We start from the raw sequence: 21,988 nt of genomic DNA, 5'->3' as shown, positions 1-21,988 counted from the left end.
GTCGCACGTGAATTAAAAAAGATCCTTCATTGAAGGACTCCTTCTTTTTTATGCTACTATTTAGTTATTCAATTTCAAGGAGGAATGTACATGAAACAAAATATTGCCCATATCGCTTTAGTGGTGAATGATTACGATGAAGCCATTCAATTTTACACTGAAAAACTTGATTTCATCTTGATCGAGGACACTTATCAACCCGAACAAGACAAACGTTGGGTAGTCATAGCACCACCAAATTCAACCGGTAAGACAGTTTTATTAGCCAAAGCCTCTAAACCGGTTCAAGAAAATTTTGTAGGAAACCAAGCTGGTGGAAGAGTTTTTCTTTTTCTCGCCACTGATGATTTTGAACGTGACTACAACAAGCTATTAGCAAAAGGGGTGACTTTCGTTAGAGATCCGAAAACAGCAGATTATGGCAAAGTAGCAGTTTTTAAAGATTTATATGGTAATTTATGGGATCTCATTCAATACGGAGAAAATCATATCATGCAATCTAGACTACCTTAAACTTCACCTTATCTTATCTGATCCATCCAATCTGCATAGATTAGATGGATCAAATTTTTTCATCATAGCCTGTTTTGTCATCTCCTTTATTCAGCTTAAATTTACTATAAGCCATATAAAAAAACATACTTCCAAGAAAAGAACATCCAGAAATGCGATACCCAACAGTAACTACCCGTTTCAAACAACAAAAGACAGTGCTAAGAAATGATTATAAGATGGTTTATCTTCTAAATATTTGACTACACGGATGGTCAAAAAAAAACAAAAAAGAGCTGGAACCTTATCGACTAAGGATTCCAGCTCTTAAAAATCAAGAGTGATTATTTAACTGTTACTGAAGCGCCAACTTCTTCTAAAGCTGCTTTCAATGCTTCAGCATCGTCTTTAGAGATGCCTTCTTTAACAGCTGTAGGAGCGCCATCAACTACTGCTTTAGCTTCTTTCAAGCCTAAGCCAGTTGCTTCGCGGACTGCTTTGATTACTTTAACTTTTTGATCGCCAGCTGCAGTTAATTCTACAGTGAACTCAGTTTGTTCTTCAGCAGCAGCGCCGTCGCCAGCTCCACCAGCTACAGCTACAGGAGCTGCAGCAGATACGCCAAATTCTTCTTCGATAGCTTTAATTAAATCGTTTAATTCTAAGATTGTCGCGCCTTTTAGCTCTTCGACAATGTTTTCAATGTTCAATGCCATTTTGTTTTCCTCCATTTAGTTGAATAGTTTTATTTGTTTAATAACTGATGATCATGCGGCAATTAAGCTGCATCTTCTTCTTTTTCTGCCACTGCTTTGACAGCGTAAGCCACGTTGCGGATAGGTGCTTGTAGCACAGATAGCAACATAGAAAGAAGTCCTTCGCGGTTTGGCAATTTCGCCAATGCAACGATTTCTTCGACAGAAGAAACTTTGCCTTCGATGATACCGCCTTTGATTTCTAATGCTTTAGCATCTTTTGCGAAATCGTTAATGATTTTTGCAGGTGCAACAACGTCTTCGTTACTGAATGCTACGGCTGTTGGTCCAGTGAATACTTCACCTAAACCTTCAAGACCAGCTTTTTCAGCAGCACGAGAAAGAATAGAATTTTTGATAACTTTCATTTCAACGTTTGCATCACGCAATTGTTTACGTAAGCGTGTTACTTCATCAACAGTTAATCCACGGTAATCAACAACGACTACTGATGCGGCTGCAGAGAACTTTTCACTTACTTCATCGACGATCGCGGATTTTTTAGCGATAGCTGCTTCACTCATTTATATTTCACCTCCTGATTTTGATGGAAGAGTTTCTTGTGCTTTGTTGACCAAAACATAAAAAAACCCTATGCCACCGTAGACATAGAGGGACTATTGAATACTCTCAATAAACGTCCTCGGTAGGAAATTAAGGCTGACGCCACCTACTGTCTTCGGTACAGTTAAACTTTTAACCTTGACTACCTTACCATAGATAAGGCAGCCAAGTCAATAAAAGTTTTTGAATTTTTTATTTTGAATTAGAAAGAAGCTTGCTCAACGTGGATCCCAGGACCAAAAGTAGTCGTTACAGTAATATTTTTCATGTATTGACCTTTTGCTGCTGAAGGTTTAGCTTTCAACAATGTGTCATGGATTGTTTGGAAGTTTTCGATCAATTTCGCATCATCAAATGATACTTTACCAATTGGTACATGGATATTTCCAGCTTTGTCAACACGGTAAGTCACTTTACCAGCTTTTACTTCGTTGACAGCTTTTGTTACGTCCATTGTTACAGTACCAGTTTTAGGGTTAGGCATCAAACCTTTAGGGCCTAATACACGACCTAATTTACCAACAGTAGCCATCATATCTGGCGTTGCAACAACAACGTCAAAATCAAACCAGCCACCTTGGATTTTTTGGACCATATCGTCGTCACCAACGAAATCAGCACCAGCTGCTTCTGCTTCTTTGGCTTTTTCGCCTTTAGCAAAAACTAAAACAGTTTGTGTTTTACCAGTACCGTTTGGTAATACGACCGCGCCACGGATTTGTTGGTCCGCTTTTTTAGGGTCTACATTCAATTTGTAAGCAACTTCAACCGTTGCGTCGAATTTTGCAATGTTTGTTTCTTTTGCCAAAGCTACTGCTTCTTCAACTGAATAAGCTTTTGTAGCATCAACTTTTTTCAATGCATCTTGCATTTTTTTGCTTTTTTTAGCCATTTTGTTTCCTCCTTGATGTGGTTATAACGGTAGAACCTCCCACGTGTCCCATATTTTTCAATATAGAGCCGACTGAGAAGCTACTTTCTTAGGACTGTAAAAATTATTCTACAGTGATTCCCATGCTTCGTGCAGTTCCTTCAACCATGCGCATTGCTGCTTCAACGTCAGCTGCGTTTAGGTCTTCCATTTTCAATTCAGCGATTTCTTTTACTTGATCGCGTGAAACTTTTGCAACTTTAGTTTTGTTTGGTTCGCCTGAACCTTTTTCAATGTTTGCTGCTTTTTTCAATAATACTGCTGCTGGTGGTGTTTTTGTAACGAAAGTGAATGAACGGTCTTCGTATACAGAGATCACTACGGGAATGATCAACCCTGCTTGCTCAGCTGTACGTGCATTGAATTCTTTTGTGAATCCCATGATATTGACGCCCGCTTGACCTAGCGCAGGACCTACTGGCGGAGCTGGTGTTGCTTTACCTGCAGGAATTTGCAATTTAACGATTTTTTCTACTTTTTTTGCCACGAGACATACCTCCTTGAGTCCGTGATGTGGTGTATTGGAGATCCAAATTTCTCCTCCCACTAGATGGTTCATGTGCACACACAAAAAACATGTGACGAACGCACACTGGAATATTATAGCATCTTTAAAGATAATTTCAAGTATTTTTTCTTTCATTTCTGCCACGATCTATAGAATATGACAGCGATCATTAGAAAAATAATTTTTTACGTATTTTGCTTTCCTTTACTTGTACTCTCCTCTTTCTATGCTACACTACTACTGAAATCTTTTTGAATCATGAATCCTGAGGTGAAAAAATGGAACAATTAAAGTACCGCAGTGTATTTGATATTATTGGTCCGATCATGGTAGGCCCTAGCAGTTCGCATACCGCTGGTGCAGCACGGATCGGAAAAATCGTTCGCAGTATTTTCGGAGAAAAACCGGATACTGTCGATATTCTATTATATGAATCTTTTGCGAAAACCTACCGGGGCCATGGTACAGATATTGCCCTTGTCGGTGGTTTACTGGGAATGAATCCAGATGATGCCCGTCTGGCTGATTCTCTGAAACTAGCTTATGAAGAAAACATCGAAGTTTTATTTGTCCCTAAAAAAGAAAAAGCAGAGCATCCCAATATGGTCAAAATGATTTTGACTAAGGGAGACCACAAATTGTCAGTGACGGGTATCTCAATTGGCGGTGGCAATATCCAAATCTCTGAATTGAACGGGTTTAAGATCTCTTTGACATTAGGTACGCCAACTTATGTGATCGTTCACCAAGATGTGCCTGGTATGATTGCCAAAGTAACGAATCTGTTGTCTGAGGCAGCCATCAATATTGGGACGATGACCGTTACCAGAGAATCTGTCGGCGACAAAGCCATTATGATCATTGAGGTCGATCAGCGGAACGATCAATTGGCCCAACAGATCAAGGTCCTTCCCCACGTATTTAGTGCGGCTTATTTTGATTAAAGGAGCAAAAAGATGTTTTATACAATTGATGAACTTGTAACCCAAAGCAAAGACTATTCCTCTGTCGCAGAAATGATGATTGCCGTTGAAATGGAAAATACTGGACGCAGCCACGAACAAATCGTTGCTTTAATGGACAAAAACTTAACCGTGATGGAGCAATCCGTGGCTGAAGGTGTCGCTGGTGTGACTTCGGTCACCGGATTGACTGGCGGGGATGCGGCAAAGATGAATGATTATATCGCAGCTGGCGACTTTTTGAGTGGCGATACGATCTTACAGGCAGTCCAAAATGCGATTGCTGTCAATGAAGTCAATGCCAAAATGGGCTTGATCTGTGCGACTCCTACTGCTGGCAGTGCCGGCGTTGTTTCGGGTGTCTTGATGGCTGTGCGGGAACGATTGCGCATGACACGTCAGGAACAAATCGATTTTCTATTTACCGCTGGTGCCTTTGGCCTAGTGATTGCCAACAATGCCTCGATCTCTGGCGCTGAAGGCGGTTGCCAAGCAGAGATCGGTTCAGCCAGCGCCATGGCTGCGGCTGCGTTGGTCTGTGCCAAACAAGGTTCCGCTCACCAAGCGGCGCAAGCGGTCGCTATCACCTTAAAAAATATGATGGGCTTGATCTGTGATCCGGTGGCAGGACTTGTTGAAGTGCCTTGCGTCAAGCGAAATGCCCTTGGCTCATCCCAAGCCTTCATTTCGGCAGATATGGCCTTAGCAGGGATCGAAAGTGTCATTCCCCCTGATGAAGTCGTAGCAGCGATGTACCAAGTGGGGCGGCAAATGCCCAGTATTTTTAAAGAAACGGCAGAAGGTGGCCTAGCTATGACGCCGACAGCCCAACGTCTGCAGGCTGAGATTTTAGCCAACAGTCATTAATAAAAAAGAACCACACAAAACGCCGACAAACAGTGATTTTCAGCTGGTTGTTGGTTTTTTGTGTAGTTCCTTAGCGCTGTTTGCTAGTTGTCTCTCGTTAGCGACAGACGCGTTTCTTGGGGTTCCTCGGATGTGGGTTCTTCCTCTTGCCTTATGGGATGAAGCACGATACCGGCTTTATCTAGCATCGCGTCTTCGACTTGGTCAATCGCTCTTTTATTCCTCAGTTGCTGTGATAAGTCCAGTAAAGGAATGATCATCATCGCAACCAATCCGCCAGAAAAGCCATTATTATACAGGTTCAAGCCCCCATGTAAAACATCGATATTCAACACCATCGAGGTATGGATGAAGCCAACGATCAAGCCACCCTTCCAGCCATAGGCATTGGTAATGGCACAGAGCATCATCGCAAAAATGGCTGCCGTCACTGTTACCGTTTCATTCATGGCGTAAATATTCAATGTGTTAGCCAAAGTCACCCCCAGTAATAATGGTACCGAATTAAATACATGCGCACCGCAGGCAGAAAAGCCAATCACACAAAAGATCGCGCCTAAAACAGGGCCATTCATCACGGCGTCGATCGTCATAACATAGCCTACCAATAAGAGTGTCATCAACCCCATATTGATCATGGTATTGTAGACGCCAGTATCCCTCAAAATATCTAATTCGATTTTCCCGCTGTGGGACCAAATCGCACGAAGATTCAAGCGATGGCGTTTTGATGCCATTCTCAAACCATACCCGCATAAAAGCAGACCAAAGATCACTAAAAAAACAATCAATTCGGGTTGCTGTTCATTGGACACAATGCCTCTAAGGTCAATCTGTAACCCAAACATGCGGCAAATACCCGCAACCATCGTACACAGCATCCCAGAAGTGAAACCAGCACTATACAAACTGACCCGTTTAAACAAAGATTGGAAATGCAGTGCCAAAGGAACCATGATAAAGCCAATCACGATCCCAATCAAATAGCCCACCCCAATGCCCAAAACAGGTGAAAGCCTTTGATTAAAGGCAAAGAAACTAACCACAGGTGATACAGATGATCCATACAAAGCAATCAGCAGAAATTTCTTCAAAGGCTCGTTCATGAAATAGGAATACAGCCGTACCCCCAGAAATATTGGGATAAAGTTCAACAGATTTTTGCCAAACAAGCCATATCCCGTTACCATAAAGATCGCTGATACCGCCCCGCCGGTCATCGGCACACGGTAATGATAGCAGATAAAAATCGCAATAAATGTCATCATGCTACTGTTAAAAAGTGCGGTACCAACAGAAGTCAGCGCGATATAATCCGTCACCAAATGACTTTCCGAAAAGAGGATCAATTGCATTTCAGCAAGCAATTGCCTCGGTTCCATCAACACCACAGCAGCCGAAAACAAAAATAAATTGAACAAAAACAATAGACGATATCCATTGTGGACGGAAATTGTTCCCTTCTCTGGAAAATGCAAATCATTGCGGAACTTACTCTTCAATAAACCAACAATACTTGACATAGGACCCCTTTCTCTTTTAAAGCGCTTACTTTATTTGTGAAAAAAAGTGGGCCAACGGATTGGTCCACCATGTATACTTTTAGTTTAATGCATTTCTTCAATAGATAACAGTCTCAGCCGGATCAAATTTTGTCGACTTGTTCGAAATCAAGCTCAGTACTGGTTTCCCGACCAAACATATCGATATTGACTTTCAGTTTTTCTTTCTCTTCATCGATCTCAGTCACTTGTCCTTCAAGACCAGAAAAGGCACCTTCGATGATTTTGACAGTTTCGCCAATTTCGACTTCAAGTTCCACTGTGCGTGTACTCATACCAATCGAACGCAAGATTGAATTGATTTCTTCTTGCAATAATGGCGCTGGTTTGCTGCCGGCACCGTGCGAGCCAACGAAACCAGTTACACCTGGTGTATTTCGAACGACATACCAAGAATCATCTGTCATGACCATTTCAACTAAGACATAACCAGGAAATGTTTTGTGGACGATTTCTTTGGTTTTGCCATTTTTTTCTTCCGTTTCAACTTCTTCTGGCACGACAACACGGAAAATAAAATCCCCCATGCCCATGCTTTGTGCGCGGGATTCGATATTGGCTTTGACTTTGTTTTCATAACCAGAGTAAGTGTGCAAGACGTACCAATTTTTTTCAAAAGATTCCATTTTTTTTCGGACTCCCCATCTTTTTGTAAAATAAAAAAACCTCAGCTAGACCGAAGTTTTTCCTCAAAGCGATTATACCACGTATCTGTGATTATGACTAGCGGATAAACAAGAAGACTTGCTTATTTCAAGATCCAATTGAAAACAGTTTGAATCAACGTGTCCATCACAAAGAACATCACAGCAAAAATCAATGTCGTTTGGATAACTACAAAGGTATCTCTGCGCAATTGTTTTCTTGATGGCCAAGAAACGACTTTCATTTCTTCGACAACACTTTTCAAAAATTTCATTTGATTCCCTCCCTACTTGGTTTCACGATGCAAAGTATATTGATTGCAATACTTGCAAAACTTATTGATTTCAAGGCGTTCGCCTTTCTTGCCTTCACTGATCGATTTCGAATAGTTGCGGGATCCGCAGACAGAACAAGCCAAAGCTGCTTTTTTTTGTGCCATCTCAGTGTCCTCCCCCTTTATACATAGTTTTCCAACATTAAAAATACCATTATTTCCAGATTGTGTCAATTTAAGGATTGATTATGCAAAAATATAGTTTTCGCCGATTTTATGGTATGATAAAGTGGTGAAATGGTTATATTAGGAGGGGAAAACTGATGTTATTAAAAACTATGGTCTACAAAAAACGGGATTTGACCACCGTCAAAGAAACAGCCACTTTAGAAGAAGCATTAGCGATCTTAGAAGAATCCGGGTATCGTTGTGTACCGATCCTTGATGAATCAGGCAAAATTTTTAGAGGAAATATCTATAAGATGCATATTTATCGCCATAAAGCCAATGGCGGCGACATGACGTTACCAGTCACTTATTTGTTAAAAAATGCCACCAAATTTATTTACGTCAACTCGTCTTTCTTCAATGTATTCTTTACGATCAAAGAATTGCCTTACATTGCTGTTTTAGATGAAAACAATCAATTTTATGGCATTTTGACCCACAGCTCATTATTGAATATGTTGGCACAGTCATGGAGCGTAGAGCAAGGCAGTTATGTTTTGACGATTGCCTCTACTGGCCAGCAAGGAGATTTAGCCATCATTTCAAAAATCATCGCCAAATACAGCAGTATTGCGAGTTGTATCACATTAGACGTTGGCAAAGATGAATTTATTCGTCGGACATTGATCACATTGCCTGCCCGAACATCAAAAGAATTATGTGATAAGATCGTCCATCAACTAGAGATCAAAAATTTCAAAGTCGTGGAGATCGAAGATTTAAATGCAGAATAAAAAAAACAGCGTCCGCTTCATTAAGCAGACGCTGTTTTGCTGTTTTTTGAGAACCATCCAAGCAAAAAACAACGGATAATTTAAAAGCGTTTGTCGAAACCGACCGCTTTATTTACAATATACATAAGTGGTGCTGTCAGCGTCATAATGATCAATTCGCTTAATGCTGTCGTTCCGAAAGTCAGCCAAAAAGGCAAGCCCAAAACCATATTCAACATCCATGCAACTAAGACCATACTTGCTGAGAAAACGATCGTGTTAAATGCCAAACGCATAAACACGTTCGGTACTTTCTTATAGATCAATGCAGTGGCACCTAAGGCCAAGAAGGAACCTGCCCCACCAAATAAGGCATCGATCACACCTAAACCAAAAAATAAATTATATACGACTACGCCGCCAACGACGCCCCACATCAATTTGCGATTGAACACCACTAGATGATTCAATCCTTCTGAGATCCGAAATTGGATCGCACCTGAGGCAAACGGCGAGACCACGATCGATAAGACAATATACACGGCCATGATCAATCCATTGGCTACCATGACGCGCAGCCGTTGATTGCTGAAACTCCTTGATTTTTCCATAAAAACCCTACTTTCTCCAAGTTTTGATTACGCGGGATGGTTGATGAACCGCGTTGTGTTGAACACGAGTACTTATTATACAGGAAACTGTTGATATATCAAGGTTATATTTAAACATCAAAAAATTTGTTTGAATTGTTATACTGTAAATTCACATTTTTTTGTGGCAGAATTGTTGCAATAAAAATGTTATTGATTCCACTTTCAGCCACTGTGGCTATGACTATATGCCTTTACCGTCATCAAAAATAATTGAGAGCGGACTTTTCCTATATTTTCAATTAAACACCAGAATCTATCGACATTCATATACATCCGATATATAACACGAATATAGCAAGGACTTAAAAATTATTAAGGAAACAACGAAGGGAAAAAGAAAAGCCTGAAACGCAAGAGCAACTATCAGTCAAAATTGGGTCAGTACTCGCAATACTAGCCATAATTGAAAAGTTACTCGAACTGCTAATCAAGCATCTCGACAACTAGGGATAGGGGGAAACCCTCTCTTCCCTTTAATTATATCTTAATGAAAGGAATGAATCCAATGTTGAAAATTTTAAAAAGAAGAAAAATTTTAAATTTCACCTTGGTGATACTTATGGTTTTAATCATCCTTTCTATAAGAATGAAACTTATCCAACTATTTTAGAAACGAGCTCTCGCATTGACCGAAAAGAAAACTTCTGATGCTCAACTTAAAGCATCCAGGAAATGGCAAGAAAAGAATCAAGAACAAATGAAACATGTACGCAATCGTTCAGGTGCCAAGGGATATATTAAAAATGCATCTCTCGAGGAATTGCAAGCCTTAGAACAACTAATCGAAGAACATAAAAAATAGGACGATAGTCCGATCAATAATACCGATTATGTAATAATAATGATAAAATAAAAAAAGAAGAGTACTAGGTAAAATTGGAAAGACTTCCCCAAAAACTTCCTGTCTTAGTAATCTTCTTTTTGTACATGTTGCAAAGTAATCTTACGTTAAAATAAATATTATCGCAAACTCCCACCCTCTTCTTATATAACTCTTATTTAAATACACTTGATATTTTTTTACTTACAAAAACGTTAGCATAAAATTTATATCCATTATGATATTCTAATATACTATTCAACAATAAAACTAAGGAGGGAATATCATGAATGGAAAATTTAAAGTAATTGTTTTTGTCAGTATTTTATCACTTTTTGTAAGTTTAGCGTATCCAGGTATAAATATTTTAGCTGATGAAGAGCAGAATGGACAAGTTTCACTGTGGGACATTGAAGAAGAGAACGAAGTTCAGTATGATAAAAAAGAAGCTTCTGCTACAATTGATATAACAAAAAACAAGCTCATCATAAATGGCGTGACTTATAACAAAGTAAAGTTACTTCATTTACTAAACACCGCTTATGAGCTATCCTCATCAAGTAGCTGTGATCGTCAGCCCCGTTTTGCTGCAGTAGCTGGAGTTTATTTGATTCCTGGTGTTGGCGAAGTTGCACTGGCCGCTACTGGTGCGATCATTCTTGGCGGTGTGACAATTGGTGCTGGTCACTGGGCATATAAAACCATAACAAGTTATTTCTCCAATAAAGCAAGTGGTCCCGTTGGAAAATCCAATCTAAAAAAACAAGGTCGCGAGTTGAATAATAAAGCAAGAAATAATAAAAATTTCAAATCAAGGTCAAATAAGAATCCAAATAGACCTATGAAAAAACATACACCAAGTAAAAAACACAATGGGGGAAAACAGTGATAAAATTATCTGTAAGACCTACTGTCAATAAGCTCATAGCAAAAAAGATAACCAACTATATCGAATGGCTTTCAAAAAATTACGATTTCCCTCTACCAGTAGATATAAATATTACAGGGGCTAAATTTGTATATAATAGCATAACTGTTGAAAAAGTACTTGGAACTTTCTATGCACCCTTTAATAAAGAGGAAAGATCAAGAATAAAAGTTTCAACAGGTGACTTTGCTCACTTAATGAAGTTACATGGAAAAGAAGATGCTATCTTCTATATATTGGAAACTATCTCCCATGAGGTTCAACACTATTATCAATGGGTTGATGATTTAGATTTTGACGAGGAAGATGCCGCGTATGGTGCAACCGATTTAACCAAAGAGTATATGGATAGTCTAATATCTGATTGAAGTTTTATACCTAAGTTCTTCCCATTGAAGTTAACAAAAAATCCCTCCTACTCGATTCTGAGTAAGAGGGATTTAATTTACGTTCAAAAAGATTCAATTTCTGAAATAATCAGCATAATCTTATCTATAACTATCATCACAGGATACTTTTCCAGCATTTCTTCTCCATCGGCGTTACTAAGGAAGCCTGTTTAAGCAAGCTTGACGATGTCTGTATGCTTTCTTGATATTCTTTTTCGTCCAACAGAGTTACTCGCTTACTTGTTACAAGTTCTTTCACTTTTCGAAGCTCCCTATCATTCTTCACTCTAATTGACGGATTTTTTTGACATCTAGCCTCATTCGGATCGTCTCATTCACATCGAAATTATAACAAAAACCGTCAGCTAATTTTCAAGCTAAATCCATAGCTAGTTTCTAAACTAATTTTAAAATAAGAAGAAAAATCCTGTGGATGTCTTTGTGGATGAAATTGGTTTGAAAATAAGAAATATGTTGATAGATCAACATATAGGGACACGTATGCGAATCGGTTGATGAACCGCGTTGTGTTGAACACGAGTACTTATTATACAGGAAACTGTTGATATATCAAGGTACATTTGTTTAAATAGAACGATAAAGATTTCTAGAAGAAAGGAGATCCATCATGAACATCAAACATCTCTCCACCCCCTTATCGGTCATACAAGTCGCAGCATTCGATCCGGCATGGTTGACCATCAAGCCGCTTTTTCTGGCTCAGACCCCAGAAGAATGCTCCATCGTTCTACCGACAGCCGCTGTCCCTAAAGAGACGTTAGCCCGGGAAGATGGCTGGCAAGCACTGATGATCGTCGGTGTGCTGGATTTCAGCCTTGTCGGTATCTTGGCTGATTTGTCTGGTCTATTGGCTGCGCATCAGATCAGCATCTTTGCTGTATCTACTTATAATACTGATTATCTATTGATCAAAGAACAGCAAATCGAACAAGCAAAAGACATCTTGCAGGCGCACGCATATACCATAGTGGCTGATACCAGCGCCTGATACCTATGCAAAAAAAGACAATCGCAGATTCTGCGATTGTCTACGTTTCTATAGCTGAAGATGCTGTTTCATAAAAGCAAGCAGCCTACACCACTCCAAAAAACAACAAGTGCGAGAAGAATGATTCGCCATATTTGATAGGATTTGAGTTCGATTTTTTTCATGTTGCATCGCTCCTTGTATCTACACTACGGCAAAAATATGGCTAAACGAAGAAAGAAAACTTAAAATTTGTATAAATCGACAAGTGTTTAAAAAAGGTTTAAGACCTCATCACGCTTTTGTAAACGCTTGCAATATTGCGTTTTTCTGCTATACTATAAGTGTAAGGAGCAGGAATTCCCAGTAAAGCAGACGATGTAGGTTCTGCAAGAAAAGAATTGTTGTCAACTTAAAATAAAGCACAAAGGATGTGGGAATTTGGGTTACTCCTTACTAATTGAATAGGATTCGACGAAATGTATTGAACATTATGATCAAAGTGGACATCAGAACCTTACCGATCATGACTGGCACTTTCGTCGAATCTATTTTTTTGTCCTCTTTTTCGCATACTTCCCTATCCACACATTTGGTGAAACATGCTATAATAGACCGCATTGAACGTAAACTAGTATATTGGGGATTATATGCCATGAAATATTATTATCACATCATCGCCAACCCTGCTTCAGGTAGTGGACGCGGCAGCAAGGTAGCAGAGCGCATCAAAAAAATCTTAGATAAACATCACTTTCCACACCAGTTTTATTATACGCAACAAGCTGGCGAAGAACGCCTGACGACCCAGAAGCTGCTTAAAGAAACACTGTTGCCTTGGGATGAGGCTTATATCGAGAATAGCGACATGCTATTTCCGCTATTGGTGGTCATTGGTGGCGACGGCACATTACATCAAGTGGTCTCTGAAGTCCAGCAAGTCAACGAACAACAGATTCCGATCGCCTACATTCCAGCGGGATCAGGCAATGATTTTGCCCGCAGTCTGGATTTTCCGAAAGAGCCTGAAAAAGTTTTTTGGCAAATCGCTGGAACTAGCCGGCCGCAAGAACTGACAGTCATCCACTACCACGAACAAATCCAAAATGAAGCGGGTGTGGCCATCAACAATGTTGGGATTGGCTTAGATGCAGCCATTGTATATGCGGCCAATCATTCAGCGGCTAAGTCAAATTTGAACAAATTTAATATGGGTTCTTTTTCTTATATCGCAGCGATTTTAAACGTATTGTTCCGACAAAAAGGCTTTCCGATTTTGGTCGAATGTAATGGGCAGCAATTAAGTTTCTCAAAAGCTTTCTTGTGTACAACGACCAATCATCCTTATTTCGGCGGCGGGGTGTCGATTGCACCCACAGCGACGATCAAGGATAACAAACTGGATTTTGTTTTGGTCGAGCGTGTCGCCATGTTCAAAATTTTTTGGCTGATCTTATTGCTGACCCGCAAGAAACATATGAAATCTCGTTATTTCCATCATATTTCGACTGCTAAAATCCGAATCATCTCAACGATTCCGCAACATGGGCAAGAAGATGGCGAAGAAATGGGCAAACGATCATTTGATTTAACATTGACTACAGCAAAACAATTATTTTGGTGTTAAAAAAGGTGTGTCTCAACATTGAGGCACACCTTCTTTCTATTGGCCAAACACTTTCCTACTCAATTACCGCAAATACGATTTGTCTTTGCTCATTACCAACTGAACAATGAGAAACACTGCTGCGAAGGCCAGCAAAATACCAGATTGCGCAATAAACGTTTCTAAAAACGCCGAATTGATCGTCAAACTTTGGCTAATCAGTTGATTATTTTGGATAAACCAATAGGTCGGTGTAAATGCCGCAATGTGATTGACGATAGCCGGCAATAAATTTGACGGAACAAAGACACCGCCGATAAAACAACTGCCCATAATGAAAATAGTACTAATTCCCCCGATGGCTTCACTACTCTTGATAAGCGAGGTCATACAGGAAGAAAATGCAATCACCGGCAGGATGAAAACAAGCACATTCAACACATGCCAGCCAATCGCATTCGACCACAGATGACGGGTCAGCAACAACACCAATCCACAAAAACCAATAGTCAAAAGAATGGAATAGCCAACCAATGCCAAGGTGATTTGCCGATTGAACTTTCGTTTGGACAACGGTGCTACCTGATTTCGTTGACTGATCATCTTCCGGTTAAAGGCCAAATTCACAACGCCAAAACCGCTAAAAATCGACATGAATAAGCCATACGCCAATAAATTGAAGGTCATACCAGAGAATAACCGACCCATACGCTGACTATATTCTTCACTAAGCACCAAGTCGCCCTGGATCGACAGAGTCTCCCTTGTTTGAACCATTGCTTCTTCAGGAGCAAGCGTTTGTGCGTATGCCAGATACGTCTGGAGATACGTCGTTACTTGTTGCGTCACGAGGGTCTTAGAAAAAGCATCTGGTCGCGCTTGTATATCAATGTTAGGCATTTTACCTGAAAGGATTGTATCTGAGAAGTCATCTGGGAGATATAAGACGATCCCTACTTGCTGAAAATACAAGGCATCATCTATTTCCTTTTGGGTTGGAGAATCCATTTGGACGACCGTCTGCGTTTCTGCCAAATAATCCGTCATGCCATCTATAATAGGCGCTTCATGTTCAGACAGAATCAAAATCTTTGCCTCTTGCAACTGCGTATCCCCGACATCAATACTTTGGGCGTAGAAGAAGGTAATCACCAATGTAACGATCACACCAATCATTAAGTTGGTTTTATTGGTTTTAAGCAGTTGCCAAATCGTTTTATAAAGCATCATATTGAACCCTCCTTTCAAACAACCCATTCATCGCAGCAATCAAAAAAATAATGCCAATCAGCCAAATGAGGTTTAGATAGAAACTGGAAAGATCCTGATAATAATACAACTTATATAAGCTCTCGCTAATCAAGTTGACCAAATTGATTTTTCCTAAGAAAGGTAGATTGACGTCAATCCAATACTTCACTTGCTCAGAGCCCATCATCCCAGCAAGAAAACTCAAGGCCATCGTGACCGCGGTGGCGATCCCTTCTTTTTGTGCCAAAGCCATCTTAGGAAAGGCATTCCCCATCAGCAAGCCCAATAACAAGGCACTGAGGGCACCTAAAGCGACCACGAGAAGCAACCACTGCCAGCGTGTGCCGAAATCAACACGATAAACAAAACGATAAACAGCGATGATCACTAACAACTCTAAATAAAAGATGGTAAAACTGGCCATAAGATTGGCCAACGTCACTTTCGCTTTGGTGATTGGCATCATTGATAAGCGTATGCCATTGGCAGATTGATTGGCGTGTTGATCCAAGGCATGTCGCAATCCCCACATGGTGCCATAAAGGATCGCCATGCCGATCAACGTAAAGAAATAGAAACTCTTGATACTCATCTCGGCCTCTCCATAACGGGTTTGGAACGTCGGCGTATCCAGCTCTTGCATGATATCTGCTGCAGCGAGATCTCCCGATTCCATCGAATATGTGTGGCGTGCCATTTGCTGAAGATATTGATCCATGACGCTTTTCATGATAGTCTGTCGCAGTCCCGCTTGTCCTACATGTAAGGTGATCTGCTCTTCTTGTAGGACATAATACCCTGCAATCTCGTTGGCTTCCAATTGCCTTTGTGCTGCATCAGCCGTTGCAGTGTGCAGCGTGAATAAAGCTGCACCGTCAGATTCGATCGTAGTTAACAAGTCAACGAATCTGTCGGCCGATTCATGTTCTTCTTCAGGAAGGACAACAGCAGCAGGAATGGCTTCTAAAGTGGTTCCTTCATCCAATTGGTCAAATGCAGCAACAAACATCAAGCCTAAAATGATGGGAAAAGCCAATGTCCAAAACAAGAGCGATTTATTTCTTGATAAAATTTTTAATCGATAAAAATACATATGCCAAAACATCGTCATCCCTCCTAATCCCGCAACGCTTTGCCAGTGATCTCTAGAAAAACATCATTCAATGTGGCCTCTTTGGTACTGATTTTCCCGTAGGTGAGGTTTGCTTCTTGCAAAATCGTTAATATCGGCAATAGATCATCTTTCAAATGCGTAGAGGTTACAGATAACACCCCATCTACGTAGTGCATGTCTTCAAAAGAAAGCTGTGCTTTGATTTTTTTGTGCACCTCTTCTGGTAAAAATGGGATATCGATCGTTAAACGATCTGAGGTACGGACCATATCCTTCAACTCATCTTTGGTCCCTTTGGCGATCACTTGTCCTTGATCCATGATCACGATGCGGTCACACAACAATTCCACTTCTTCCATGTAATGGGTCGTGTACACAATCGTCGCACCTGATTGATTCAAGGCCTTGATGCTTTCAAGAATCTTATTTCTACTTTGCGGATCGACAGCAACAGTCGGTTCATCTAAGAAAATCAAATCAGGCTTATGGGCAATACCGCAAGCAATATTCAACCGGCGTTTTAAGCCCCCGCTCAACGCATGAGGATAAAACGACGTGAACGTTTCTAACCCAACCAAAGCCACAACTTCTGAAATCAACGATTGCCTTTTCTTCTTATCCGGCACATATAAGCCACAGAAGTAATCAATGTTTTCATAGACTGTCAACTCTTCAAAGACTGCTATTTCTTGCGGCACGATACCGATTCTCGCTTTGACAGCATAATTATCGGCTGTCATTTTCTGTCCAAATAACTGAATCGATCCTTTATCAAATCGCAATAAGGAAAGCATACAGTGAATGGCCGTTGTTTTGCCGCTGCCATTTGGCCCTAGCAATCCCAGGATCTCTCCTTCCGCCACTTGCAGATCGACATGGTTCAATGCAACCAACGTGTCATAACGTTTCACCAATTGATTGATTTCGATCATCATCTTCAAAAACCCCTTTCAAATTTCTCTATGTTCCGACTATAATAAAGATAGCTGTCACATACTAGTGACCTTTGACCAAACTAGCCATGACAAATGTCATAAAAAGGAGGCTTTCATGGACAAAAGCCGTACACTGACTGAATCCAGCCTATTTCTATTGATTTCTTTGTCCTTGATGATTGGACAAGGATTCGCTGCTCAGCAAATCAGCTATCTTTTAGCAGCGATTTTTTTGATGGGGATCAGTTTTTTGTTACCAAAATCAGCCAGTTGGATCATGATTATGGCGATCATCCTTAGTTGTTACTTGTGGCCAGGACTCACTTTTTATCTCCCTTGCTTCTTGAGGACATTGCCCTTGCGTTCGCTAGCCATCGAAGGAGCAACCTTATTGTGCTTGACAGGTATGCTCTTCTTTCAACAACGAGGGGCCATTCAGATCGCCCTTATGGTGCTTATGCTTTTTAGCTTTTACTTGCGTCAGAAAGACCAAGCAATGACAGCCGTATCTCAGGACTACCTCGCCTCAAAAGACAGCCATTGGGAAAAGCAGCAGCAATTAGCCGCACAAAATAAGCAACTGCTCGAATCTCATGAAACTCAATTGGCCTTGCAGATTGCTGAGGAACGTAATCGAATCGCCAGGGATATCCATGACAATGTCGGTCATTTGTTGTCACGGGCACTCTTGCAAATCGGCGCCCTTCAAGCGATCAATCAAGAACCCGCTTTACAAGAACCATTGGAACAACTGAAAAGAACAGTAGATACAGGCATGGATCATATCCGGCTGAGTGTCCATGACTTGCATGCAGATTCGCTTTCTTTTGCCGACGCGGTCCAACACCTACTGACGATCGATGCACTTTTCACAGTTGATATTCAAGGCAAGGTATTTGAAGACTTATCAGACAGACAAATAAATTGTCTGCTGATGGTGATGAAAGAGGCTTTAACGAATACGATCAAGCATAGTCAAGCAACAGTGTTGACTTTTTATTTCAAAACATTGCCCGCATTTTATCGGTTGCAGATTCGCAATGACGGCGTCCATACATCTGATCCATCAAAGCCAGGCATTGGCTTGCAGACGATCCAGCAACGGGTTCGGTCACTCAATGGACAGGTCCATATCATGCAGACCGATAGCCATTTTCAATTGACGATCACCATACCAAAGGAGACAACCTGATGATCAAAGTAATTATTATCGATGACGATCCTTTCGTCACAGCTTCCTTAAAAACGATTTTAGAAAGTACAGAAGAAATCACAGTCCTGCATGTTGGCCACTCTGCAGAAGAAGCAAAATTACTGTATCAAACACATAGACCCGATGTGCTATTGACAGATATTCGCATGGGCCAACAAACAGGCTTGAAGGCTGCAAAAGAAATATTGGCGCAGTTTCCGGCAGCAGTCATTTTGCTGCTGACAACATTTAATGACCAAGACTATATTCGAGAAGCCATCGCCATTGGGGTCAAAGGCTATTTGATCAAGCAAAATCTCGATGCGATCATCCCTTCAGTCAAAGCAGCGCATAATGGACAAGTCGTCTTTGGTACCGAAATCGTAGATACGTTTACGCAAATGATGGCACCTGCACCCGAAATGACCTTCTCACAATCTTTGACCGAACGTGAACTGCAGATCATCAAAGAAGTCGCCACTGGCAAAAACAACAAAGAAATAGCTGAAACACTTTTCCTAAGTGATGGCACAGTCCGAAACTATATCAGTCAACTATTAGAAAAATTGGCCTTACGTGACCGTACACAATTGGCGATTTATTACTACCAACATCTCCGAAAAACCTAGGACAACACAAAGAGCATTGACCCGCAAGTCAATGCTCTTTCTCTTTATCCCTGTTGATCATTTCTTCTAAAAGCTTACGGATTGCCTGGATTTCCAGGATTGATTGGATTGTTTGGCGTGTTCGGTGGAATGATTGGTGCTTTGTCTAACGTCTTTTCCAACTTAGATTCGCCTTCAGATGTACCCGCTGCATCTGGACTTTCGTCAAGTTTGTACTCTTTTTCCATTTCATCTAGCTTTTTGAAATCATTGCTTGACTCTTTTGCTAATTTTGCTAATTTGTCTTCCGTTTCTTTGGCCATAAAACAACGCCTCCTTTTGATTTTAGCTTAGCATATCTTCGCCAAAAACCAAAAGAAAGCGCTCACTTCTCTTGTCTATTCTTTATTTTCCCCACAACTTTTTCTTAAAAATCATAAGGCGTTGTTTTTCCCATACCAATCATCGGATCCACTGTTTGGTTGGTGATCATCGCAATTGTCAGTGGCCCTGAAGCTAATGTTTCTTCCACTATATCATCAGGGGTAAGCGATGCTGGTTCAGCAAACGCCGACTGTTCTTTTTTCAAGTCGTCTGAGAACAAATCAATTGACTGTCTGGTCACCACATCCGAATCACTGGATTCTTTCACGACTGGTTTTTCAACGGTCTGTAATGGCTCTTTGGTTGTTTGCGGATCATTGAAAGGATCATCGCTTTCTTCATACTGGGCTAGTTTTTGCCGCTGCAGGGTGGTCATTTGATCAGTGCCATTGATTCGTTCTTTCAATGTGGTCAAGCGGATCGCTGACTCATTGACCACACAAGTCTGATACGCCTGCGGTTCACCAAGCAAAATCAACATATCTTTACTGCGGGTCACTGCTGTATAAAGCAGATTCCGCTGCAGCATGCGTTGATATTGATGAACCATTGGCATGATCACCATTTGAAATTCACTACCTTGAGATTTATGGATCGAACAACAATAGGATAACGTGATCTTGTTCCATTCATTGCGCTTATACGTCACTTCATTGGCATCAAAACGAATCGTCAATTCATCGATTTTGTCCTCAGACTGCTTGGCTAAGGTAATGCCGACGATCTGGCCCATATCGCCATTGAAAACATTGTCTTCTGGCGCGTTGACCAATTGCAAGACTTTGTCGCCGATTCGATAGACTGTATCATTGAAGGCGACTTCTTTTTTCGACCCATCATTTGGGTTAAAAATCTCCTGCATCATCTTATTCAAGGCATCGATCCCCGCCGCTCCTCGATACATCGGCGCTAAGACTTGGATATCTTGTGGTGTGAATCCTTTGTCTTTGGCTCTTTTGACGATTTGCGCAATCAAAGGTTCGATTTTATAAGCATCGCAGGCAAAAAATGATCGGTCTTTTTGATTCTTGGTGAAATCAGCTGGTAATTGACCATTTTTGATCGCATGGGCCAATGGAATAATACTTGATCCATCCCCTTGGCGATAGATTTCTGTCAATTCTTGTTGCGGAATCGCCTCGATTGCGAGCAGATCATGTAAGACCTGACCAGGTCCGACCGAAGGCAGCTGATCTTTATCGCCAACGAATATCACTTGCATATTGGTGGGGATCGATTTGAATAGCGTATTGGCCAACCAGGTATCGACCATCGACATTTCATCTACGATCAACAAACCGCCTTCCAACTCTTTGGCGCTGACACTAGGGGCCTTCTCCCGGCCATTCAATCCAAGTAAGCGATGGATCGTGCCGCTAGGCAGACCTGTGGTTTCATTCATTCGCTTGGCTGCGCGACCAGTGGGTGCTGCCAGTAAAATCGGAAAGGTGTCTTCGCTGTATTTGGATGGGGTCAAATCAAGATCGTTCAAAGCAGCAAATAGTTGAACGATCCCATTGATAACCGTCGTTTTACCTGTTCCTGGCCCCCCTGTCAAAATAAACAACGGGGAACGGATGGCTTCTTTGATCGCTGCTTCTTGGGAGGCGCCGTAGGTGATGCCCAACTGCTTTTCAATCTTGCGAATCGTTTTACTGATGGTCTTTTCAGGATATTTGATTTCTTTTTTCCGTGCTAGCAGACGATCGATCGAACTGGCGATACCCCATTCTGCAAAATACAAACTATTTTCATACAGCTTGGTTTCTTCCTGCTGGATCTTGCCTTCTTCTACCAATTCAATGATCACATTCGCCAATGCTTCCGGTGGAATTTCCACTGGTCGGCTCGTTTCCAGCAAACGCAGCGTTTGTTCCAATAAATCTTGGGCATCACTATATGTATCGCCGCTTTGCAAGGCGTGGGCAAAGATCTGATGCAAGATCGCCGCTCTAAAACGCTGAGGCGCGATCGCCTCGATGCCAAGTTGTTCCGCAATCCCATCCGCCCGCTTGAAGCCGATACCTTCAATATCTTCAACCAAACGATAGGGGTTTTCTTCAATGATAGACAGCGCTTCATTGCGATAGGCTTGGTAGATGGCAAAGGACAATTGACTGCCGAAGCCATAACGGTTCAACCCAACGATCACCTGATCCATACCGTGATTTTGACGGATCGTATCAATGATCATCTTTTGCTTACTGTCGTTCAAGCCATGGATCTGCCCCAGCAATGTGGGGTCTTCCAGCATCCGATCAATGGCATCTTCTCCTAGAAGGTCCACGATTTTTTCAGCTGTTTTCTTGCCGATCCCTGGGAATTTCTCGCTGGATAGATAGTTGATCAAGCCCTGTGCTGAAGTCGGCTGTTCCTGTTGATAACTCTCTGCCTTCAACTGCACGCCATACTTAGGATGGTTGACCAACTCACCAAAAAATCGGTATTTCTCTTCTTCTTGGATCTCGCCAAAACTACCGGTCACAACGATTTCGCTATCCTTGTAATCCGCATTGTTTTCCGTGACTTTGACCAACATGACTTTATAAAAATTGCTTGGGTTTTGAAAAAAGATGGCGGCAACATGGCCGACAAAAAACAATCTTTCTGGAATCATGG

25 protein-coding genes and 1 other annotated feature are annotated in these 21,988 nt (G+C 41.2%); of the genes, 11 read left to right on the top strand and 14 right to left on the bottom strand.

Features of this window, described 5'->3' with window-relative positions; all coding sequences use genetic code 11:
• Positions 1–90 precede the first annotated feature (90 nt).
• Entirely contained in the window at positions 91–513 is a 423-nt protein-coding gene (locus tag AEQ18_RS12470; protein ID WP_054116662.1) for a VOC family protein, read from the top strand.
• A gap of 323 nt (positions 514–836) precedes the next feature.
• Here AEQ18_RS12470 and rplL read toward each other — a convergent pair whose 3' ends face one another.
• From rplL to rplK, 4 genes are all read right to left on the bottom strand, one after another.
• Positions 837–1,208, bottom strand: coding sequence for a 50S ribosomal protein L7/L12 (gene rplL / locus AEQ18_RS12465; RefSeq protein WP_054116661.1), 372 nt, complete (start codon positions 1,206–1,208; stop codon positions 837–839).
• A gap of 62 nt (positions 1,209–1,270) precedes the next feature.
• Positions 1,271–1,771, bottom strand: coding sequence for a 50S ribosomal protein L10 (gene rplJ / locus AEQ18_RS12460; protein ID WP_054116660.1), 501 nt, complete (start codon positions 1,769–1,771; stop codon positions 1,271–1,273).
• Positions 1,772–1,822: 51 nt separating this feature from the next.
• Positions 1,823–1,948 (bottom strand) — a sequence feature (ribosomal protein L10 leader region).
• Between the two features lie 65 nt (positions 1,949–2,013).
• Entirely contained in the window at positions 2,014–2,703 is a 690-nt protein-coding gene (rplA, locus tag AEQ18_RS12455; protein ID WP_054116659.1) for a 50S ribosomal protein L1, read from the bottom strand.
• A gap of 103 nt (positions 2,704–2,806) precedes the next feature.
• Positions 2,807–3,229 (bottom strand): 50S ribosomal protein L11, encoded by a 423-nt coding sequence (gene rplK / locus AEQ18_RS12450; RefSeq protein WP_054116658.1) that lies wholly within the window; start codon positions 3,227–3,229, stop codon positions 2,807–2,809.
• Between the two features lie 299 nt (positions 3,230–3,528).
• Between rplK and sdaAB the strand changes: the two genes are divergently transcribed.
• Positions 3,529–4,194, top strand: coding sequence for an L-serine ammonia-lyase, iron-sulfur-dependent subunit beta (sdaAB, locus tag AEQ18_RS12445; protein ID WP_054116657.1), 666 nt, complete (start codon positions 3,529–3,531; stop codon positions 4,192–4,194).
• 12 nt (positions 4,195–4,206) lie between these two features.
• Complete coding sequence (sdaAA, locus tag AEQ18_RS12440; protein ID WP_054116656.1) at positions 4,207–5,079, top strand: L-serine ammonia-lyase, iron-sulfur-dependent, subunit alpha; 873 nt, start codon at positions 4,207–4,209, stop codon at positions 5,077–5,079.
• A gap of 83 nt (positions 5,080–5,162) precedes the next feature.
• Here sdaAA and AEQ18_RS12435 read toward each other — a convergent pair whose 3' ends face one another.
• From AEQ18_RS12435 to rpmG, 4 genes are all read right to left on the bottom strand, one after another.
• The gene (locus tag AEQ18_RS12435) at positions 5,163–6,602 is read right to left on the bottom strand and encodes a DUF1576 domain-containing protein (protein WP_082348660.1); all 1,440 of its coding nucleotides are present in this window, start codon (positions 6,600–6,602) and stop codon (positions 5,163–5,165) included.
• 122 nt (positions 6,603–6,724) lie between these two features.
• On the bottom strand, positions 6,725–7,267 hold the full coding sequence (nusG, locus tag AEQ18_RS12430) for a transcription termination/antitermination protein NusG (RefSeq protein ID WP_054116655.1): 543 nt from the start codon (positions 7,265–7,267) through the stop codon (positions 6,725–6,727).
• Between the two features lie 122 nt (positions 7,268–7,389).
• A complete protein-coding gene (secE, locus tag AEQ18_RS12425) occupies positions 7,390–7,560 on the bottom strand; it encodes a preprotein translocase subunit SecE (protein WP_054116654.1) in 171 nt (56 codons plus the stop codon).
• Positions 7,561–7,572: 12 nt separating this feature from the next.
• The gene (gene rpmG / locus AEQ18_RS12420; RefSeq protein ID WP_054116653.1) at positions 7,573–7,725 is read right to left on the bottom strand and encodes a 50S ribosomal protein L33; all 153 of its coding nucleotides are present in this window, start codon (positions 7,723–7,725) and stop codon (positions 7,573–7,575) included.
• A 158-nt stretch (positions 7,726–7,883) separates the two neighbouring features.
• On the opposite strand from rpmG, the gene cbpA reads away from it, so the two are divergent.
• Entirely contained in the window at positions 7,884–8,522 is a 639-nt protein-coding gene (cbpA, locus tag AEQ18_RS12415; protein WP_054116652.1) for a cyclic di-AMP binding protein CbpA, read from the top strand.
• A gap of 80 nt (positions 8,523–8,602) precedes the next feature.
• On the opposite strand, the gene AEQ18_RS12410 is transcribed toward cbpA, so the two are convergent.
• A complete protein-coding gene (locus tag AEQ18_RS12410) occupies positions 8,603–9,112 on the bottom strand; it encodes a QueT transporter family protein (protein ID WP_054116651.1) in 510 nt (169 codons plus the stop codon).
• Positions 9,113–9,779: 667 nt separating this feature from the next.
• Between AEQ18_RS12410 and AEQ18_RS15780 the strand changes: the two genes are divergently transcribed.
• From AEQ18_RS15780 to AEQ18_RS12390, 5 genes are all read left to right on the top strand, one after another.
• Complete coding sequence (locus AEQ18_RS15780; RefSeq protein ID WP_162838229.1) at positions 9,780–9,956, top strand: hypothetical protein; 177 nt, start codon at positions 9,780–9,782, stop codon at positions 9,954–9,956.
• A 304-nt stretch (positions 9,957–10,260) separates the two neighbouring features.
• Positions 10,261–10,863 carry a hypothetical protein gene (locus AEQ18_RS12405; RefSeq protein ID WP_054116650.1) on the top strand — a complete coding sequence of 201 codons (603 nt, stop codon included), beginning with the start codon at positions 10,261–10,263 and terminating at the stop codon, positions 10,861–10,863.
• Complete coding sequence (locus AEQ18_RS12400; RefSeq protein ID WP_054116649.1) at positions 10,860–11,270, top strand: hypothetical protein; 411 nt, start codon at positions 10,860–10,862, stop codon at positions 11,268–11,270. Before AEQ18_RS12405 ends, AEQ18_RS12400 begins: the two co-directional genes overlap by 4 nt.
• A 649-nt stretch (positions 11,271–11,919) precedes the next feature.
• Positions 11,920–12,300, top strand: a complete 381-nt coding sequence (locus tag AEQ18_RS12395) for an ACT domain-containing protein (protein ID WP_054116648.1) — start codon at positions 11,920–11,922, stop codon at positions 12,298–12,300.
• Between the two features lie 634 nt (positions 12,301–12,934).
• On the top strand, positions 12,935–13,906 hold the full coding sequence (locus tag AEQ18_RS12390) for a diacylglycerol/lipid kinase family protein (protein WP_054116647.1): 972 nt from the start codon (positions 12,935–12,937) through the stop codon (positions 13,904–13,906).
• A gap of 63 nt (positions 13,907–13,969) precedes the next feature.
• Here AEQ18_RS12390 and AEQ18_RS12385 read toward each other — a convergent pair whose 3' ends face one another.
• Genes AEQ18_RS12385 through AEQ18_RS12375 form a run of 3 tightly spaced genes read right to left on the bottom strand, consistent with a single transcriptional unit; the run spans position 13,970 to position 17,185 of the window.
• Positions 13,970–15,115 (bottom strand): ABC transporter permease, encoded by a 1,146-nt coding sequence (locus AEQ18_RS12385; protein ID WP_054116646.1) that lies wholly within the window; start codon positions 15,113–15,115, stop codon positions 13,970–13,972.
• Complete coding sequence (locus AEQ18_RS12380) at positions 15,102–16,241, bottom strand: ABC transporter permease (protein WP_054116645.1); 1,140 nt, start codon at positions 16,239–16,241, stop codon at positions 15,102–15,104. Before AEQ18_RS12380 ends, AEQ18_RS12385 begins: the two co-directional genes overlap by 14 nt.
• An 11-nt stretch (positions 16,242–16,252) precedes the next feature.
• Positions 16,253–17,185, bottom strand: a complete 933-nt coding sequence (locus AEQ18_RS12375) for an ABC transporter ATP-binding protein (RefSeq protein ID WP_054116644.1) — start codon at positions 17,183–17,185, stop codon at positions 16,253–16,255.
• A gap of 115 nt (positions 17,186–17,300) precedes the next feature.
• Between AEQ18_RS12375 and AEQ18_RS12370 the strand changes: the two genes are divergently transcribed.
• Together AEQ18_RS12370 and AEQ18_RS12365 are read left to right on the top strand one after the other, a co-directional pair.
• Complete coding sequence (locus AEQ18_RS12370; RefSeq protein ID WP_054116643.1) at positions 17,301–18,377, top strand: sensor histidine kinase; 1,077 nt, start codon at positions 17,301–17,303, stop codon at positions 18,375–18,377.
• Positions 18,377–19,006, top strand: coding sequence for a response regulator transcription factor (locus AEQ18_RS12365; RefSeq protein WP_054116642.1), 630 nt, complete (start codon positions 18,377–18,379; stop codon positions 19,004–19,006). Before AEQ18_RS12370 ends, AEQ18_RS12365 begins: the two co-directional genes overlap by 1 nt.
• Before the next feature lie 74 nt (positions 19,007–19,080).
• On the opposite strand, the gene AEQ18_RS12360 is transcribed toward AEQ18_RS12365, so the two are convergent.
• The gene (locus AEQ18_RS12360) at positions 19,081–19,308 is read right to left on the bottom strand and encodes a hypothetical protein (RefSeq protein WP_054116641.1); all 228 of its coding nucleotides are present in this window, start codon (positions 19,306–19,308) and stop codon (positions 19,081–19,083) included.
• A gap of 104 nt (positions 19,309–19,412) precedes the next feature.
• Entirely contained in the window at positions 19,413–21,986 is a 2,574-nt protein-coding gene (gene recD2 / locus AEQ18_RS12355; protein ID WP_054116640.1) for an SF1B family DNA helicase RecD2, read from the bottom strand.
• Between the last annotated feature and the right edge of the window lie 2 nt (positions 21,987–21,988).

Source organism: Enterococcus sp. RIT-PI-f (genome assembly GCF_001297065.1).
Taxonomy (GTDB): domain Bacteria; phylum Bacillota; class Bacilli; order Lactobacillales; family Enterococcaceae; genus Enterococcus_D.
The sequence above is the reverse complement of the archived record's forward strand: the minus strand, read 5'-3'. Positions and strand labels throughout refer to the sequence as shown.